Raw genomic sequence first — 16,800 nt, forward strand, 5'->3', positions numbered from 1 at the left:
CATATACCGGAACGCAACGACAGGCCCGCACAACCAAACAGACGAGGTACATACGATAGCACCCCCCGATCGGGCTGTGAATACGTGGTTCATCCGCCTTCGGCCTCCCGGAAGTCCAGCGGGCCAAGCTTGCCGCTGAGACCCGGGGGCTATGCAGATTTGTGCCCGGTAAATTGTGCCGCATGGGTGGGCTCTGGAGCTCGAAAGCAGCGGGTTTTCAGCTTCGGACTTCTTTGGCACGGCGGTTGCTTATCGAAAGGGCAGAACAAGCTTGCACACAGGAGCCTGCCCCATGACCGTTTTTGGTGCCCTTACGACGGCCGTAACCGGCCTTGGCGCGCAGTCCCGCGCGCTTGGTCACATCTCCGACAACATCGCCAACTCGCAGACGGTCGGCTACAAGCGCGTCGACACGTCCTTCCAGACGCTAGTGACGCAGTCGAACTCCTCCCTGCACAGCCCCGGCGGCGTCCGTGCGAAGCCGCTTTACACCAATGCCGCGCAGGGGCCGATTACCCAGACGCAGACCACGACCAACATGGCCATCTCCGGGTCCGGCTTCTTCCAGGTCAGTCGCGGCGAGGTGGTGGGCGGCAATGTCAATTTCCAAAGCCAGAGCTTCTTCACCCGAGCTGGCGATTTCCAGCTCGACCGCAACGGTTATCTGGTGAATAGCGCAGGCTATTATCTGAACGGTTGGGGCCTGCGTCCGGGGAGCAGCACTGTCGACCGCAACGTCGTGCAGCCGATCCGGGTCCAGCAGCTCATCGACAATCCGACGCCGACGCAGAACATCAACCTGTCCGCCAATCTGCCCCTGACCCCGGCTAACGGCGCCACCCTGCCCGCGACTTCGGTGCCCATCATCGATTTGAACGGTGAGACGCGCAACGTGAACATGACCTGGCGCAAGCAGGGCACGAACCTGTGGCGCTTGTCCGTCGATGCGCCGGGCAGCAGCACCCAGCCCACGGCCGGAACCCTGCCGGGCCAGCCGCAGTCCTTCGGGACGCCGGTCCAGCTCATTCCGAATACGACGCCACAGCGGCAGGTGAGCTTCGTGGAGTTGGACGCCGGCGCTCCGACAAGTGGCGAAGACTATAAGATCACCCTGAACGGAAAGACCTTCACCTATCGGGCGCAGTCCTTCGACACGACAGAATCCGTCATGGGGCAGCTGCTGAACCAGATCAACGCCAGCGGCGACTTCACGGATTATGCCTTCAGCATCCAGGACTTTGGCGCAGTCCCCGGGAGCAACGACCGCGTGGGTCTGGTGATCACCGGCCCGAAGACGGGGAGTTCGTTCAATCTGGCGGCCACGACCAGCGGATCGCAGGTGTTCACGGCGTACCAGAGCCCGAACAACACGCCCAGTTCGGCGAAGCGCGAGACCACGATCCCGGCCGGTGCGCCCACGCCCGGCGACAACTATGATCTGACCATCGCGGGCACCCTGTTCCGGTATACGGCCGTGACCGGCGATACGAGCGAAACGGTCGCAACCCGTCTGGCGAACCTCGCGAACACGAAATTCGCGAACGATCCCGCCTTTGAAGGGTACAGCATCGAACTCGACGATGCCGACACGACAACGTCTGACACTGCGGTCGACATCATCGTAACCGGGCCGAATAATGGGTCCGCGTTCACGACCACCTTCGACATTGCCGGCGCAGCCCAAGGCGTGACCCCGACCGCGGGTGTCGCGGACAATACGGTAAGCGCTGCGACCTCGGCGCCGCTCGGGATTCCGCTGGCGGCCGGGGTCCCGGGGCAGAAGCAGCAGGTCTTCCTGCCGGTCACAGGCACTGTCGGCGACGTCGGGGATGTGTTCACCATTCCGTTCAGCGACACCGGTGAGGTGGTGAGCTACACGACGGACGGCACCGAGCCCGATCTGGAGACCATCGCGACCCGCTTGGCCGCCCTGGTGAACGAAAATAGCAGCGCGCCTTATTCCGCGCAGGTGAGTGGCGCCGGGCTGATCCTGACACGCAAGACCTTCACCAATCCGACGGCAATAAACTCCGGCGTGGGTGAGCCCGTCACCGTCGACGGACGGACACCGGCGCACATCGAGGTACGGTTCGGCGAGGGGGGCATATTGGAGAGCCTAACCTCCGCCAATGTCGGTGAGGGCAATGCTACCGTCTCACCGATCCAGAACAGCGGCGACGATGCATTCATCACCTTCACGGTGGATTTCGGAAACGGCGCGCAGGAAATTCGCCTGAACCTCGGCGACTTCAAGGATGCGAACAACGGCCTGACGCAGTACGCCGGCACCGCTTATGAGGAGTTCAGCCTGAACCAGGACGGCTTTACCCGCGGCGCGTTCCGGGACCTCTCCATCATGGGGTCCGGCGAGGTGGTCGCCAACTACGACAATGGCCGGAGCCGGGTGCTGGCGCAGATCCCGCTGTTCCAGGTCGGCAACCCGGAAGCGCTGCAGAAGGTCGACGGCAACGCCTATGTCAACACGGTGGAGAGCGGCAATGTCCGCGCCACGGCCGCCGGCGAAGGCGGGGCAGGCAACTTCGTCACCAGTTCGATCGAGGGATCGAACGTCGACCTCGCGGACGAGTTCACGAAGCTGATCATCACCCAGCGGGCCTATTCCGGCAATACCCGGGTGGTCACCGCATCGAACGAGATGCTTCAGGAAGCCTTGTCCATGGGACGCTGATCGGGCGCAGACATCAGCAAAAGGCTGAAACGAAACGGCCGCCGGAAAAAGTCCGGCGGCCGTTCGCATTCTGTCGGTTCAGAGCGGCTGGGGACTGCGGGTCTGGTACGGCGGATAGCTTCAGTCAGGCCGCCGGGCGATGACGAACAGGCCGGGGATGGAGTGATCGCCGTCGCGGCGCAGTTCCTCCTCCAGGATCTCTTCCACGACGAGGTCCGTGGCATCCATGCACCGCTCCAGATAGGTGCGGGAATGGGCGTACCGGCCACTGGGGCTGAGCGACCAATCGGCGCCGGCCGCATTGGCCTCCAAGGCGAGGATGAGCCGCCCGCCAGCAACCATCCGCTCCCTGGCGAGGCGGACGATCTCGGCCAGATCTCCGGTGTAGATCAGGCTATCGGCTGCGACGATCAGGTCATAATGCCCGTCATGCGTGCTCAGGAACTCCTGGATGTCTGTTTCCGCCAGGTCGGTATAGATGCCCTTCTCCCGCGCCTGGACGAGCATGGCTGCGGAGATGTCGACGCCGACCAGCGCATCGGACTTCTCGAAGACCATGGCGCCGATCAGGCCGGACCCGCATCCCAGATCAAGAGTACGGCCGATCCGGTTCGGATAGAGCTGGTCTACCAGCCGCCCGACCACCCCGGCCCCACGATAGCGAAGGCCGAACAATGCGAAGCTGTCGTAATTTCCGGCGCGTTGATTATAGAGGTTGCGTACGAAGTCCAGAGGAGCCGCCGCGGTGTTGGCGCCGCGGGCGGCATCGGAAAGATGCTCGAGAGTCCTGTCGCCCGGGCTCAGAAGGGCGGCATGGTCGTACGCGATCTCCGCCTCCTTCTGCTTGCCGAGCCGGGTGCAGGCGTTTGCAAGGTTCAGCAGCACTTCGGCAGAGCTGGCGCCGTTGGCCATGGCGTCCCGGCAGACATTCTCCGCTTCCTGGAAGCGTCCAAGTGCCAGCAGGGCGGAGGACAGGTGCTGGGCGACCTTCTGATTGGCCGGATCGAAGCTCTGCGCCTCGCGCAGAACGTCGATCGCCTCCTCACGGTGGCGGCCAGCCACCAAAGCAGCGCCCACCTGCCCCAGAAGCTCGGCAAGACGCTCCTGCTCGGGTGTGAGAACCATCTCCCCCAGGCCAGCGGCATAGGCGGTGGTGGCGTTGGTGAAGATACGGGCAGCCTCATCCGGGCGACCGGCCCGCATAAGACGCTGACCGAATCCTTCAAGCAGGTCGATATCGGACGGTTGCGCCATCAGCGCAGCCGCAACGGCATCCAGCGCGGCGTCGCGAAGGCCGCGGCGCTCGGCCTGTAGAGTAGTCCGCAGGATCGCGCCGGACTGGATGACCCCGGTGTCGATTGCCTGCATCAGATGCTCAATGGCACCCGCCGCATCGCCTTCCGTGGCCAGGGCCTCCGCGGCGCGGTAATAGGTGCGCGCATGATCGGCGTCCATGGCCGACGTGGGAGCGCGGCTTTCGGAAGGCAGGAGAGTGCTCATCGTCACACGAGGAAATTGAGGTTGCTGGAGCGTCCGAACATGGCGAGAAGATAGCTGTCCTGCCCGCCCAAACCGCTGCTCTGTGCGATCTTCTGGTCATTATAGACCAGATATTTCTGAAGAAATTTCTCCAGGAACTGCGGGTTCTTGAAATCGCTGAGGTTGACGCGGCTCTTGATCGCCTCGGCCTGGCTCTCCACCGGCTGGATGGCAATCTCCTTCGGAAGGCCAAGCGCGGTCAGCATGACCTCGCGCAGCTTGGGGTCCCCCAGCACGCCATATTCGGAAGTCACAGAGCCGATCTTGTCACGGAAGTACCGGGCCAGCGGAACACCGGGATTCTGATCGCCCAGCGACTGCTCATAGCGGACCTTGACGAAGTCATTGACGATCTCGTCCGTGACGAAGGAAAGCTTCAGGCGGTCGACGCCGCGGCTGTGGAACTGCAGCTTACCGGCAAGCCTCGCGAAACGGTCGTCGGTCAGCTTGTGCATCAAGGCTTCCGGGTCGAACGAATTCTGGTCCAGAATCCGGCGAACCTTGCCGCGATAGGGAATGTCGCTGGCCAGATTCCCTGATTCCAGCACGAAGCGGTAAACCCGGTCGTTCTGATAGAAATCGTCGAGCGTCTTGACGTTCTTCAGGGCACCCTTGAAGCGCTCGACTTCCTGCTTGATGTCGGCCCGGTCGCGGAATCGCTGCAGGCCGGTCGTGCCGGCCTGGTCTGCGAGCTTGAATGCCGCGATCCCGGTTAAAACCGTCATTGCCCCCTCTATCAGGCAGCATTCCCCTCGAGGCCGGCCAGGATGTTCTGGTTGAGGCCGATCAGGAATGCGAGATCCACATCGTTGTAGTCGTTGCTGTCGATCTCCCGGACGATGGAGAGGCCGACGATGGCGAGACTGCGCCGGAGTTCCAGAGGGAGCGCATTGCCCTCCCCGGAGAGATCGGCCAGCAGGGTCGTCCAGAGAACGCGCGTTGCGGTGACCGCTTTGATCCTGTCGCTCAGACTGGAGCTTGCCTGCGCATGCTTCAGGCCGAACACGACACGGCGGAAAATGTTGGCTTCCGCATGGCGTGGCGACGCATGCATGACTTTCTGGTAGGCGCCCGCACCGGACATCTGCGCTTCACCCTGTGACGAACGATCCGGACTGCCGGACCCGATGCTGAACTATCACCAACGAATCCCAATAAAGTATGAAAAGTCGCGGAAGTACAAAAAGGAGGTGCGGCGGGGGATGCCCGCCGCACCGAGCCGCTTAGCGGAACAGACCCAGCAGGATCTGCGGAGCCTGGTTCGCAATGCCCAGCGTCTGCGACGCGAGCTGCTGACGAGTCTGCAAGGACTGCAGATTCGCGCTCTCCTTCGCCAGATCCGCGTCCACGATGGCGCCAAGGCCGCGGGTGATGGCGTCCGACAGGTCCGTATTGAACTTCACGAGGTTGTTGACGCGACGGTCGTCAGCCGCGATGACGTTCAGGGCCTTGTCGAGAGTCTGGCTGATCGTATTGAAGCTACCACCAGCGCTGTTGAACGAGACGAACCTGGCCGCGGCCGTGGTGCCCTTCAGGCCGGTCAGAACGGCCAGGAAGTCAGCGCCCGCCAGATTCTGTGAGCGGATGGTAACCGTGTCAGCCTGGAGGTTGGCGATCACGGTGACATGGTCGCCAGTGAGCAGGTTCTTACCATCGAACTCCGCATCGCGGATGAACGTGGAAATATCGTCCACCAGCGAGTCGAACTGCTCACCATACTGAACGCGCTGGGTATCATCCAGACCGCCGCTGGCGAGGCTCGTAATGACCTTCTTGAGCTCGCGCATCGAGGACTGGATGCTCTCGCCGGCGGCAACCGCGGTGGAAGTGACGCCGCGGCCGACAGACAGACGCTCGTTCACGGCCGAAAGGCCGCTGAGGTCGGTCCGCAGGCCCTGGGCCACCGCAAACGCAGCACCGTCGTCGAACGCGTTGGCAACGCGCAGGCCGGTCGAAACACGGTTCTGCACGGTCTGCAGGGACTCGTTGACGCGGTTAAGGCCCTGCAGGGCCACCATTGCGCCGTAGTTGGTATTGATCGAGTTGGTCATGGATCAGTCCTCATTTTAAGGAATGGGTGTGCTTTTTCACCCTGACAGGATAGGCTTATACCCATCCACTTGGGTATGGCAAGCGCAGATTTACCCAATCGATATGATAGATACCGGGCCAGGGACATGATGACAGAGTCAAAGGGCAGTCTTCTGGAAAAGATCGAGCGGCTGGAAAGCGGCGGATCGTATGCAGAAGCCCTGAAAGCTCTTGAAGAGGCGGACTGGTCGGATGATCCCGATCTTTGGCTGGCCCGGTGTAGCCTTCTGGCGTCCATGAAGTCATCCGCGACGGAGGGCGCCTATCTTGACGCCATTGCCCGCTGGCCCGGCCATGCGGAGTTCGCGTTCAATTTTGGCAACTGGCTGCTGCGTGCGAATCGGGTGGAGGAGGCGCTGGGCCAGTATCGGGAAGCCGTGCGTCGAAGCCCCGACCACACCAAGGCCATTCTGAATCTTGGCATGGCGGCCGCCGTGACGGAGCGCTGGGCGGATGCCGAGCCGGCATTGCAGCGCGCTGTTTCCCTGTTCCCGGACGTGCCCCAGGTGCGGCTGATGCTGGCCCGCACCCATGTCGGGCTGGGACGGCCGGAACTGGCCGCCAAGGTCTATGAGCAGTATCTCTGGAACAACCCCAACGATGCGGCGGTGCTGCTGGAGGTGGGGCAGCTTCTGCAGACCTATTCCAACTTCAGCATGGCGCTGAAGCTGATCGCGCGGGCCATTCCCCATGCCACGCCCTGGCAGCGCTCGCTCCTCCACGGTTTGATGGCGCGTCTGTACGGCGACAACGGGCAGCCGCGCCGGGCGGTGGAGAGCATCCGCGAGTCCCTGGCATTCGCGCCGGACAATGCGCAGCTTCATCTCGCATCGCTGATGATGCTGCACTACGCCATGCACGACGATCCAAGCGAGATCATGCGGGCAGTGAGGGAATTCGGGGAGCGGCATTCCGTCTACCGCCCGCGCCAGCACAAGGTGGTTCCGGATACGGAACGACGTCTGCGAGTGGGCTTGTTCTCCGGGAGCTTCCGCCGCCATCCGGTGGGTTACCTGACCCTGCGCGCCTTCGAGGCGCTGGACCCGGCCCGGTACGAGCTGGTCGGACTGGCGGCCGCCAATGATACTGACGACTACAACAAGCGGTACCGGGCATGCTGCGCCGAATGGCACGATGTCGGAAAGCTGTCAGAGCGTGAGTTGGCCGACTTCATCGCCGACCAGCGTATCGACATCCTGTTCGAGATGGCGGGCAGCGGGCGCGGCAGCAAGCTTCTGGCAATGGCGTACAAACCGGCGCCCGTCATTATAAAATGGGTCGGGAACCAGTACGGCTCCAGCGGGCTGCCGGAGATCGACTATTACCTGTCCGACGCCGTCGAGTCGCCGCCGGGCTATGACGAGGATTTCGCGGAAGAGCTGATTCGCATGCCGGACGGCTATGTGGTCTATGATCCGCCGGACTACGCGCCCGAAGTCGGCCCTCTGCCAGCACTGGCCAACGGCTATGTGACCTTCGGGTCCTTCAACAATGCCAACAAGCTGAATGATTTCAGCGTCGAACTCTGGGCCCGGGTGCTGCGGGAGGTGCCGCGCAGCCGACTTGTGTTGAAAAGCTACTCCTTCAACGACGCTGCCATCATCCGGGCGATGCAGGCACGCTTCGCGACCCACGGGGTGGAGCCGGGCCGACTGGAGTGCCAGCCTTTCTCCCCTCACAAGGAGTTGCTGGCGCAGTACAACAGCATCGATATCGGGCTCGACCCCCATCCCTATGCCGGGGGACTGACCACCTGCGAGTCCCTGTGGATGGGCGTTCCGGTCCTGACCCTGCCCGGCCGGACCTTCGCCAGCCGCCATTCCGCTACGCATCTGAGCAATGTCGGACTGGCGGACTGGATGACCGACAGCAGCGATGCCTTTGTCGCGAAGGCGAAGGCGTGGGCTGGCGATCTGGAGCGGCTGGCTTCCCTCCGCGCGGGGTTGCGCGATGCGGTGGCGCGTTCTCCGCTCGTCGATGCCCCGCGGTTCGCCCGCAATCTGGATCGGGCGATGCAGGACGCATGGCGGCGGTGGTGCGCCGAGCGGACCATGGATGGCACGCCGGAGGCGCCCACATGGAACCGCCAGGACCTGCTGCCTTTGTCGGCGGTTCTGGAAGCCGACGCTCCTCCGGCTCCCCTGGCGGCGCTGCAGGCTAAGGCGGATGGAATGGCGGCGGAGCCGGCTGTCGTGGCCGCTGGCGCGCGGAAATCGCGTCAGACGACCATGCCCCTGGCGACGCTGGCCGTGCTGAAGGAGGAGATCGCCGCGAGCAGGCCCAGGACCATTGTGGAATTCGGCAGCGGTCTCAGCACTGCCGTTCTGGCGGCTGCGCAGGCGGCGGCGCGGCCCGGCGAGGACGTGGTGTACATCTCCATCGAGCAGTCGGTGGATTGGGCCGGTCAGACGCGGCAGTTGCTGAACACCGTTGGAGTCAGGCACGCGGATTTGCATGTGGTGCCGCTGGACGGCGTGTCGGTGCACCACGTCACCTCCAGCAGCTATGGCCTGTATCCGGCCCTGGCGGCTCGTATTCTTCGCGGACGTGCGCCTGACATGATCATCGTCGACGGGCCGCAGACCGGACCCGATAATTCTGAAAGCCGGTTCGCCACGGTCCCGCTTCTGCGCGGTCTGCTTCAACCGGGCACTGAGGTCTTCATGACCGAGGGGCTGGAACAGGCGGGCGCGCAGGCTGCTGACGAGTGGGCGCAGCTGAACTATCTGGAGGTGGCCGGCGTGCTTCCCGTCGACCGTGGGCTTGTCTATGCGCGGGCCGTGCAGCCTCGCCCGCCCCGCCGACGCGGAAAGGCAGCCGGGTCGTGAACGCGTCCCCGCCCCTTCCCCCGGAAGTCGAGATGGCCCGGCTTGCCGCCAGGGCGCAGAAGACCCCGGACGATCCCGTGCTGTTGGAAGCGCTGGGTCGGGCCTGTCTGCGTGCCAAGCGGATACCGGCGGCGCTGACGGTGCTGGCGCGCGCGGTACAGCTGGAACCCGACAACGCCGAGCGCCTACGCAGGATCGCCGGCATCCATCTGGATATTGGTCAAGAGGTGCTGGCCATCGATCTGTTCGCCCGCGCCGCCGCCGCCCGGTCGTCCGACGCCGAGGGATGGTGCGCATTGGGGGATGCGCTGTTGAATGCCCGCGAGCCGGTCCGGGCGGAGGAAGCGTTCGCTCGGGCGGCCAGTATGGCGGAGGCCTTGCCCCGGCCGCGCCTGGGGCTGGCGCGTGCGGCACTGATGCAGGAGCGGTTGGCGGATGCGGTGCGCCTGGCCGAGGAAGTCATCGCACGGGACCGGAAATCCGCCGCAGCCTATCTCGTCCGCGGCACCGCGCGCCTTCGGCTTCGCGAGGTGGCGGATGCCGTTCTGGACCTTGAACGTTGCATCCTTCTGGACCCCGACGCAGCGGACGCGCACCACAATCTGGTTGCGCCGCTGCTGTCCATCGGGCGTCTGGAGGATGCAGCGCGTCATGGCCGGCGGGCACTGGAGCTGAAGGATCGGAGCGTCTGCCGCGGCTCCCGGATCTGGACGCCGGCACCATACCGGGATACGGGCGTGAGGGTGGTCAGCTTCAGCCTGTGGGGGGAGGATCGGCGTTATATCACCGGCGCCATCGCGAATGCCCAGGCCGTGCCCCGGTTCTATCCGGGCTGGGAAGCCTGGTTTCACGTTGACGAAGCGATGCCCCGCGAGGTGCTGCACGAGCTGGCCGGAACCGGGGCCAGGATCATCCCGATGCGAAGGACCATCGCGACGGAGGGGCTGTTCTGGCGCTTCTTGCCGGCATCGGACCCGGGGGTCGCGCTCATGGTCGCCCGCGATTGCGACAGCCTGCCCTCATGGCGGGAGGCGGCCGCTGTTCGCCAGTGGGAGGAGAGTGGTCGCGCCATGCACGTCATGCGGGACCATATCGCCCATTGCGAGTTGGTGCTGGCCGGGATGTGGGGCGTGAGGGGCGGCGTCATCGCCGATATCGGTGCCCTTTACCGGCCCTATATCGGCGCCGGGCGGCCCCGTTGGGCCGACCAGGATTTTCTGGCCGAACGGGTCTGGCCGGTTCTGAAGGACAGCGCCATCATCCACGACAGCGCCTATCCCCTTTTCGACGCCCTGCCCTTTCCCGAGGTTGAGGACCCGTCGGTTCCCGGCGGGCACATCGGCGCGAAGCTCGACCTGACGGCGGCATAGAAAACCGCGCTGCCTCAGCGCTCCTGCGGTTGGGGCAGATCGACGAGCGCGTCTGTGGCTTTCAGCACCGAATCCTCATACTGGATCAGTTCCCGTGCAGCCTGAAGCGCCGCATAGAATTCTCCACGCTCCACCATCTCCCGCATTGCGCCGATGCTGGCCTTGACGGAGGGGTTGCTCGTCGCCTCACGGAACTGGTCCGTGTAGTCGTGGAAGAACTGCATCATCTGCGGCTGCTCCTCCACGTCGGAGATGTAGACGTTCTGGAGGCTGAAATAGATTCGCCGGGCCGGGGTATTCGCCTCCTCCGGACGCATGATCTGCCGGTCCACCATGAAGCTGGTGCGGTTCATCAGCACGATTTCCGCCTTGGTCTCGGCGCGGATCAGCGCACCGTTGATGATCATGCGTTCGCCTGCGGCAAGGCGGATCTTAAGAGCCATCTGGTCGGATCCCCGATTTCAAACCGTTCAATGCGCATGGGGCGCAGGCTGTAATCGCCGCGCCGGCCGGAGCGCAGTGTGACAGAGACAAAGGGTTTCGGGGAAGTGGACAACTGAAGCACGATTGCAGGTCCGCTCAGATGCGGCCTGACGTGATCCTGTGCTGACCGGGCCGGCATCTCGGATCGGAAGTAATCCGCATCCGCCCCCATGACCTGCAGGTTCGCATCGGCGCCGGAAGGTGGACCGGCGCCGATAAGGATAGATCAGCGAGTCACGGTTGTCGTGCTCGTCGTCGTCGAGGTGCCCGGCGTCGTGACGGTAGGCACATCCTCATCATCTGCCCCCGTCGCAGCGACGGCGAGCGCACCCGCCGCTATGGCAGCGAACCCGATATAGGGCAGCGCGGACAGGGCTCCGGACGCGAACTGGGACGCGCCGGCAGGACCGGCGGCCGTGCCCGTCCCGGCGCCGGCGCCGCCGCCGCCAGTAGTCTGTGCCTGCGCGACCTGAATTCCGGCCGGCTCTGCCTGAACCGGCGCATTGGCCAGGAGCATGGCAATGGTTGCTCCGACGGTGACGATCCTGTTCCGCATCGCTTTCCCCCTTATGTCAAGCCGGCCTGTTCGCAGCAGCCGACGGCACCGCAACACTTGAAGTCAGAAGTTAGCGACCCCCCAGGTCGCATCCCCATACGGGCAAACGGGTAGGGATTCAGCCATTCGGGGTAGAGGGCGGGCAGGCCGTACCCGCTGGTTGCCGAGATCGGCCCTGAGCCGGTCCAGGCGGCAGAAATTGCCGCCCAGGGGTAAGATGTGCCCGCCGCAAGCCCCTGAAACCTCAGCAGATCCGGGGAATCCGCTTGGCCCGGACCTTGCATCCCGATCATCCGTCGTCGTGAACGGGAACTGCTTCGATGTCCCTGGACATATCGCTACATACGGCCATGAGCGGCCTTCGCATCGCGCAGCGTTCGCTGGCGACGACGGCGCAGAACATCGCCAATGTCGATACGCCGGGCTATTCCCGCAAGATATCCACGCAGCAGTCGCTGGCTCCGGGCGGAGTCGGCGCCGGGGTGCTCGCCGGTACGGTCCGGCGCCTGTACGACCAGTCACTGCAGACGGAACTTCATAGGCGCACTGGGGATTTGGCCGCATTGCAGGTGCGCAACAGCTATCTGCGCCGCATCGAGGAGGTCCAGGGAGCGCCGGATGCCGGGATCAACATCTCGGCCCGCCTGACCGCCGTGCGCGACGCCTTCGTGCAGTTGGGCACTACGCCGGATGACTCCATCCTCCAGACCAACGCTCTCATGGCCGCCGACGACTTCGCGCGGACCATGAACGACGTGTCCAGGACGATCCTGGCGACCCGCAATGCCGCCCAGAACGAACTGACCGAGGGTCTGGCCAACATCAACAGCCTGTTGAAGCGCATCGAGCAGCTGGATGCCCAGATCACGCTGGACATCCAACGTGCGGGCGGCGCCACGGACCTGGAGGACAAGCGGGACGCCGCCGTTGCCGAGCTGTCGGAACTGGTGGGGATCAGGACCTTGCGGAGGTCAGACGGGTCCCTGCTCATTTCCACCACCAACGGTCTGACCCTGTTCGACCGCGTGCCGCAGACCCTGGAGTTCCAGGGGGCTCAGCTCGACCATACTTCCTACTACCGGGCATCCCCGCCTGGAACCGTGACCCCGATCACGATCGGATCGGGCGCGGAAAAGCGGGATGTGACGTCCACCCTGACCGGAGGTCGTATCGGCGGCCTGCTGTCGTTGCGGGATACGGAGCTGCCGCGGATGCAGGCCGAGCTGGACGAGCTGGCCTATCAGATGGCGGCCCGGTTCCAGGCCAACGGCATGACGCTGTATACCAAGGCCGACGGCATCACGGTCCCCGGCAATCTTCCGTCGGCCCACACCGGCTTCGCGGCGGAGATTCGGGTCGCGCAGGCAATGATCGACGATCCGCGGCTGATCGCCCTGGGAGACGCCGGCCTGTCGATCCTGCCGGCGCCGTCCGGCAGCGTCCAGGACCCGCCCTTCCCGCTTGCCCTTGGCTCGGCCCAGGTGCAGCGGATCATCAACCAGGTCTTTGAAAGCTCGACCGGGTCCAGCGTCACGCCCCACCGGGCGTTCGCGACGGGTGGGCTCGGCCCCGACCCGATGGCGAACTTGACGACGACGTTGCCGGCCATGGCGAAGCTCACCGACTATGCAGCGCAGCTCGTCGCCAAACATTCCGGCGAGCGCGGGCGCGTCGGCGCCGAGGAGGAGCAGGCCGGCGGCGTGCTCCAGTCCCTGCAGGAACGCTACCAGGATGCCACCGGCGTCAATCTGGACGACGAGATGGCGTACCTGCAGATCCTCCAGCGCAGCTATGCCGCATCCGCCCAGGTGCTCCGCAGCATCGATCGCATGACGAATGACCTGTTCAACGCCGCCTGAGGTTCCGAGGAGTAAGCCATGACCGTATCGACGCTCAGCCAGTATCAGCGCCTCATGCACAGCAGCAACCTGTTGCGTCAGCGGCAGCTCGACCTGGAACAGCAGATCGGCACGGGCCTGAAGGCGCCGGTCTATAGCGGCCTCGGCACGGATGCCGTTCGATCCCTCGATATTCGCTCCAAACTGTCGGAAATCGAAACCTATCAAAGCAACATCGCCCAGGTTCGCACCCGTACGGGCGTAATGGACACGGCGATGGTCCAGATTTCAGAGATAGCGCGCAATCTTCAGAAGGAAATGATCCGTCTGGATGACAGCAGCAACAGCAATCCGGAAGTCGTCACCGATATGGCGCGGCAGGCGCTACGTGACATCGGCCAGTTGCTGAATACGCAGGTGGACGGACGCTACCTGTTCGGCGGAAGCAGCAGCACGACGCCGCCGGTCAACACGGAGAATGACCTTGCCGACAGGGCCAAGGGCCTGTTCGACCAGACGGTGCCGACGACACTCACCGCCCAGGAGGTGCTGGATGGGATCTTCGCCGAGGTGTTTTCACCCGGCTCCTCCTACTCGGACCCGGTCACGAACCCAAACGGGCTTTTCAACGGCCCCCTGGCGGAGGGCGATTACAAGGTCACGACCAGGGTCGATTCGGGCTTTGATATCAGCTACGGCATCAAGGCGGATGCGGAGGCATTCCGCCAGGTCATCTACGGCATCGCCGCCATCGCATCTGTGGAGTACCCGGCGGATGCCGCTGGCCAGACGCGGTATCTGGAGGTCGTGCGCGGTGCGCGCCAGGCGCTCGACACCGGCGCTTCCAAGCTGGATCAGGAAGTCGGCATGCTGGGTTCGCTGCGGAGCCGGATGGAGACCATCTCGAAGAAGCACGAAAGCGTGGAGACCCTGCTGCGCGGTAGTCTGATCAATGCCGAGGATGCCGACATTGCCGAGGCCGTGACCAAGCTGAAGCTTATCGAGACCCAGATGCAGGCCACCTACTCGATGATCGGCAACCAGTCCCGCTTCTCCCTGGTGGACTTCCTGACCTGACCGAAAGGATCGCGTGCGGGCTCCGGCGCGGATGTTAAGGAATGATTGACACTCCTTTCTATTTGGGTATGTTGGTCTCGGGAGAGTACCATGAACCCTGTGGACGCCGTCTCCTCTGTGCCGCGCTATACCACCCCGACACCGAGCCGTGTCGGGACGGACCGGGATTCCAACTCTTCCGAACCTGTCGCTCCCGCCATTTCCGTCGCCGGCTATGTCAGCCCTCGCGTCCGGTTCGATCGCGAAACCGAACTGCTGGTGATCGAAATACGCGATATCCAGAACGGCGAGGTCGAGCAGTCCTATCCGCCCAAGAGCACGGTGGAAGCCTACAAGCGGGCCGCACGGACGGGCTCGCCAGGGCTGGGAGTGCCGGCGGATATGTATCGAACCGGCGAACAGTCGGGCACGGCAGAGCCGGAAGCGCCGACTTCGACGCCTGCGCCATCCTCCACTTCCCCGCAAACGCCAAAGCAGGCGGAATAGCCGCTGCTCCGCATGCCGGCCTGAAGGCCGCCTGTATGGAGCGGCAACGCCTGCTTAACCATTCGTGCCGGATAGATGCTGCATCGCTCCGGCGCCAACTCCGCCGTTCGAGGGGAGCAGCATGATTGACCAGGCAGACGCCGTGCAGGCCGGGTCCGACGGGTTTCAGCTGGAGCTGAAGCGGGTGGCCGCGGGCGGAGCGGTGGACATCCCCGCGCTGTTTCCCTGGCTCACGGCTCCGACGGTATCGGAGCGTGCCGCCGCGAATCGCAGGATCGGCGAAGCGCTGCTGCAATCCGGCCGTGGGCGGGATGCGACGCTTTATTACGAGCGCGCCTGGCGGCTGGAAGGCCCGCCAGTTGGGTGCGAGTTCCAGCTTCCCGACCTTCTGTTCCAGGCCAAGCGGCCGCGTGACGCTCTGGACTGCCTGCGCGAGGTGGCGTTCGACGCGGCCCGCAATGGACGCCTGGACGTCCTTAGCCGTGCGGTGGTGTTCTTTCAGCAATATTCGACCCATGGCGACAGGCCGCAGCAGGACCACATCGTGTCCCGCATGGCGGCGGAAGCCTTCCAGGCGGCGGCTGGCGATCCGCCGCCCGCAACGCCGCTCGACGGGCGCATCTTCCGGGTCGGCTATGTGCTGTATTGCGAGCAGGACCCGAAGAGCACCTTGCCGCCGATCTATCCGAACTATGCCCGCCATCATGATCCGAAGCGGGTGGAAGCACGGTTCTATTCGTTCCTGACCCGCGAAGAGGTGCTGAAGACCAATCCGGGCTTTGAGCGGATAGAGGCGGAACTGGCGGCCAGGGGGCAGGTGCTGACCTATGTCGGAGACACATCCGGCCCCTATAGCCGGGCCGCATCGGTCGCCGCCGCCATGCGCAAAGACGGCATTGATGCGGCCCTCCTGAACTACGGGCTCTACAACAACTTCATCCTGGCCTGTCTTCGTCCAGCACCTCTGGTCGCCACGATCGATTTCGGCGATCCGCAGCAATACACAGCCATTCCCATGGATGTGAACTTTACCCGGTTCGAGCACTTCAAGATGGAGTCCATGTGCCGGGCGGAGGAGCTGGGCCTGTATTTCCCTCGCGCCGTGCCCGACCGGTCGGAAGCTTATGCGCGGGCGGAGCTCGGCTTCCCAGAGGACCAGCCGGTCGTCATCTGCTGCGGCGCCACCTACAAATTCGCCAATCCCCGTTTCTGGGGAACGATCATCATGGCGCAGGGGATCGAGCGCAGGGGATTCTACGTCTTCGTCGGCATCACCGAGGAGGATCTGCCCGACGGCGTGAAAGACAAGCTCGACCTGTCGCGCTGCCGGTTCCTGGGCTTCCGAACGGACTTCAGCCGCATCCTTCCGGCCGCCGACATCCTGCTGGACACCTTCCCCATGGGCGGCGGGCACACGCTGCTGGAAGCGATGGCGCACGGCATCCCTTGTGTGATGCTGGCACATGACTTCAAGCGGCTGTTCGACAAACGCTACAATTACTTCCCATACGCGACCCTGCCTTACATCAAGGACCTGACCGTACCTGCGGAACGGTTGGACCAGGTCGCCCTGACCTTGATCAACCTGATCCGCTCGCCTGACGAGCGCGCCCGCTTTGGGCAGGCCGGACGCAGCATGTATGCGGAAGCCATGGACGGTCCGGCCTTCATGCGCCGGCTGGAAGGCATGCTGATGGGCGAATATGACGCGATCCGGCAGGCCCGTGATGCCGAGACTGGCGGAGCGGCAGCGGATATGCTACGAAAGAAAGGCGTGGATACCGCAAACAGTGGTAATGCCATAGCAGAAACATAGACGAGTGTACGCCATGCGAACCAAAAT

Annotated in this window: 13 protein-coding genes; 7 read left to right on the forward strand and 6 right to left on the reverse strand. The window is 64.1% G+C overall.

Annotated features, from left to right (window positions below):
• Positions 1-292: 292 nt before the first annotated feature.
• Complete coding sequence (locus tag DOL89_RS16770) at positions 293-2,689, forward strand: flagellar hook-basal body complex protein (RefSeq protein ID WP_119680544.1); 2,397 nt, start codon at positions 293-295, stop codon at positions 2,687-2,689.
• Between the two features lie 120 nt (positions 2,690-2,809).
• Here DOL89_RS16770 and DOL89_RS16775 read toward each other — a convergent pair whose 3' ends face one another.
• The 4 genes from DOL89_RS16775 to DOL89_RS16790 form a co-directional block, all read right to left on the reverse strand.
• Positions 2,810-4,189 (reverse strand): methyltransferase, encoded by a 1,380-nt coding sequence (locus DOL89_RS16775; RefSeq protein ID WP_119680545.1) that lies wholly within the window; start codon positions 4,187-4,189, stop codon positions 2,810-2,812.
• 2 nt (positions 4,190-4,191) lie between these two features.
• Positions 4,192-4,953, reverse strand: coding sequence for a DUF1217 domain-containing protein (locus DOL89_RS16780; RefSeq protein ID WP_119680546.1), 762 nt, complete (start codon positions 4,951-4,953; stop codon positions 4,192-4,194).
• Between the two features lie 11 nt (positions 4,954-4,964).
• Positions 4,965-5,312, reverse strand: coding sequence for a flagellar biosynthesis regulator FlaF (locus DOL89_RS16785; protein WP_119680547.1), 348 nt, complete (start codon positions 5,310-5,312; stop codon positions 4,965-4,967).
• A gap of 139 nt (positions 5,313-5,451) precedes the next feature.
• Positions 5,452-6,279 carry a flagellin gene (locus tag DOL89_RS16790; protein WP_119680548.1) on the reverse strand — a complete coding sequence of 276 codons (828 nt, stop codon included), beginning with the start codon at positions 6,277-6,279 and terminating at the stop codon, positions 5,452-5,454.
• A 126-nt stretch (positions 6,280-6,405) separates the two neighbouring features.
• Between DOL89_RS16790 and DOL89_RS16795 the strand changes: the two genes are divergently transcribed.
• Both DOL89_RS16795 and DOL89_RS16800 read left to right on the forward strand, forming a co-directional pair.
• On the forward strand, positions 6,406-9,147 hold the full coding sequence (locus DOL89_RS16795; protein ID WP_162937613.1) for an O-linked N-acetylglucosamine transferase family protein: 2,742 nt from the start codon (positions 6,406-6,408) through the stop codon (positions 9,145-9,147).
• Positions 9,148-9,179: 32 nt separating this feature from the next.
• Positions 9,180-10,517: a tetratricopeptide repeat protein gene (locus DOL89_RS16800; RefSeq protein ID WP_119680550.1), complete on the forward strand. Its 1,338-nt coding sequence runs from the start codon at positions 9,180-9,182 to the stop codon at positions 10,515-10,517.
• 14 nt (positions 10,518-10,531) lie between these two features.
• Here DOL89_RS16800 and DOL89_RS16805 read toward each other — a convergent pair whose 3' ends face one another.
• Both DOL89_RS16805 and DOL89_RS25585 read right to left on the reverse strand, forming a co-directional pair.
• Entirely contained in the window at positions 10,532-10,960 is a 429-nt protein-coding gene (locus DOL89_RS16805) for a flagellar biosynthesis repressor FlbT (RefSeq protein WP_119680551.1), read from the reverse strand.
• 266 nt (positions 10,961-11,226) lie between these two features.
• A complete protein-coding gene (locus tag DOL89_RS25585; protein ID WP_225890012.1) occupies positions 11,227-11,556 on the reverse strand; it encodes a hypothetical protein in 330 nt (109 codons plus the stop codon).
• Between the two features lie 320 nt (positions 11,557-11,876).
• On the opposite strand from DOL89_RS25585, the gene flgK reads away from it, so the two are divergent.
• From flgK to DOL89_RS16830, 4 genes are all read left to right on the forward strand, one after another.
• Positions 11,877-13,415 (forward strand): flagellar hook-associated protein FlgK, encoded by a 1,539-nt coding sequence (flgK, locus tag DOL89_RS16815; protein WP_119680552.1) that lies wholly within the window; start codon positions 11,877-11,879, stop codon positions 13,413-13,415.
• Between the two features lie 18 nt (positions 13,416-13,433).
• Positions 13,434-14,471 carry a flagellin gene (locus DOL89_RS16820; RefSeq protein WP_119680553.1) on the forward strand — a complete coding sequence of 346 codons (1,038 nt, stop codon included), beginning with the start codon at positions 13,434-13,436 and terminating at the stop codon, positions 14,469-14,471.
• A 90-nt stretch (positions 14,472-14,561) separates the two neighbouring features.
• Positions 14,562-14,957: a hypothetical protein gene (locus DOL89_RS16825; protein ID WP_119680554.1), complete on the forward strand. Its 396-nt coding sequence runs from the start codon at positions 14,562-14,564 to the stop codon at positions 14,955-14,957.
• A 121-nt stretch (positions 14,958-15,078) separates the two neighbouring features.
• On the forward strand, positions 15,079-16,773 hold the full coding sequence (locus tag DOL89_RS16830; RefSeq protein WP_119680555.1) for a glycosyltransferase: 1,695 nt from the start codon (positions 15,079-15,081) through the stop codon (positions 16,771-16,773).
• Positions 16,774-16,800: the final 27 nt, after the last annotated feature.

It is taken from the genome of Indioceanicola profundi (assembly GCF_003568845.1).
GTDB lineage: Bacteria > Pseudomonadota > Alphaproteobacteria > Azospirillales > Azospirillaceae > Indioceanicola > Indioceanicola profundi.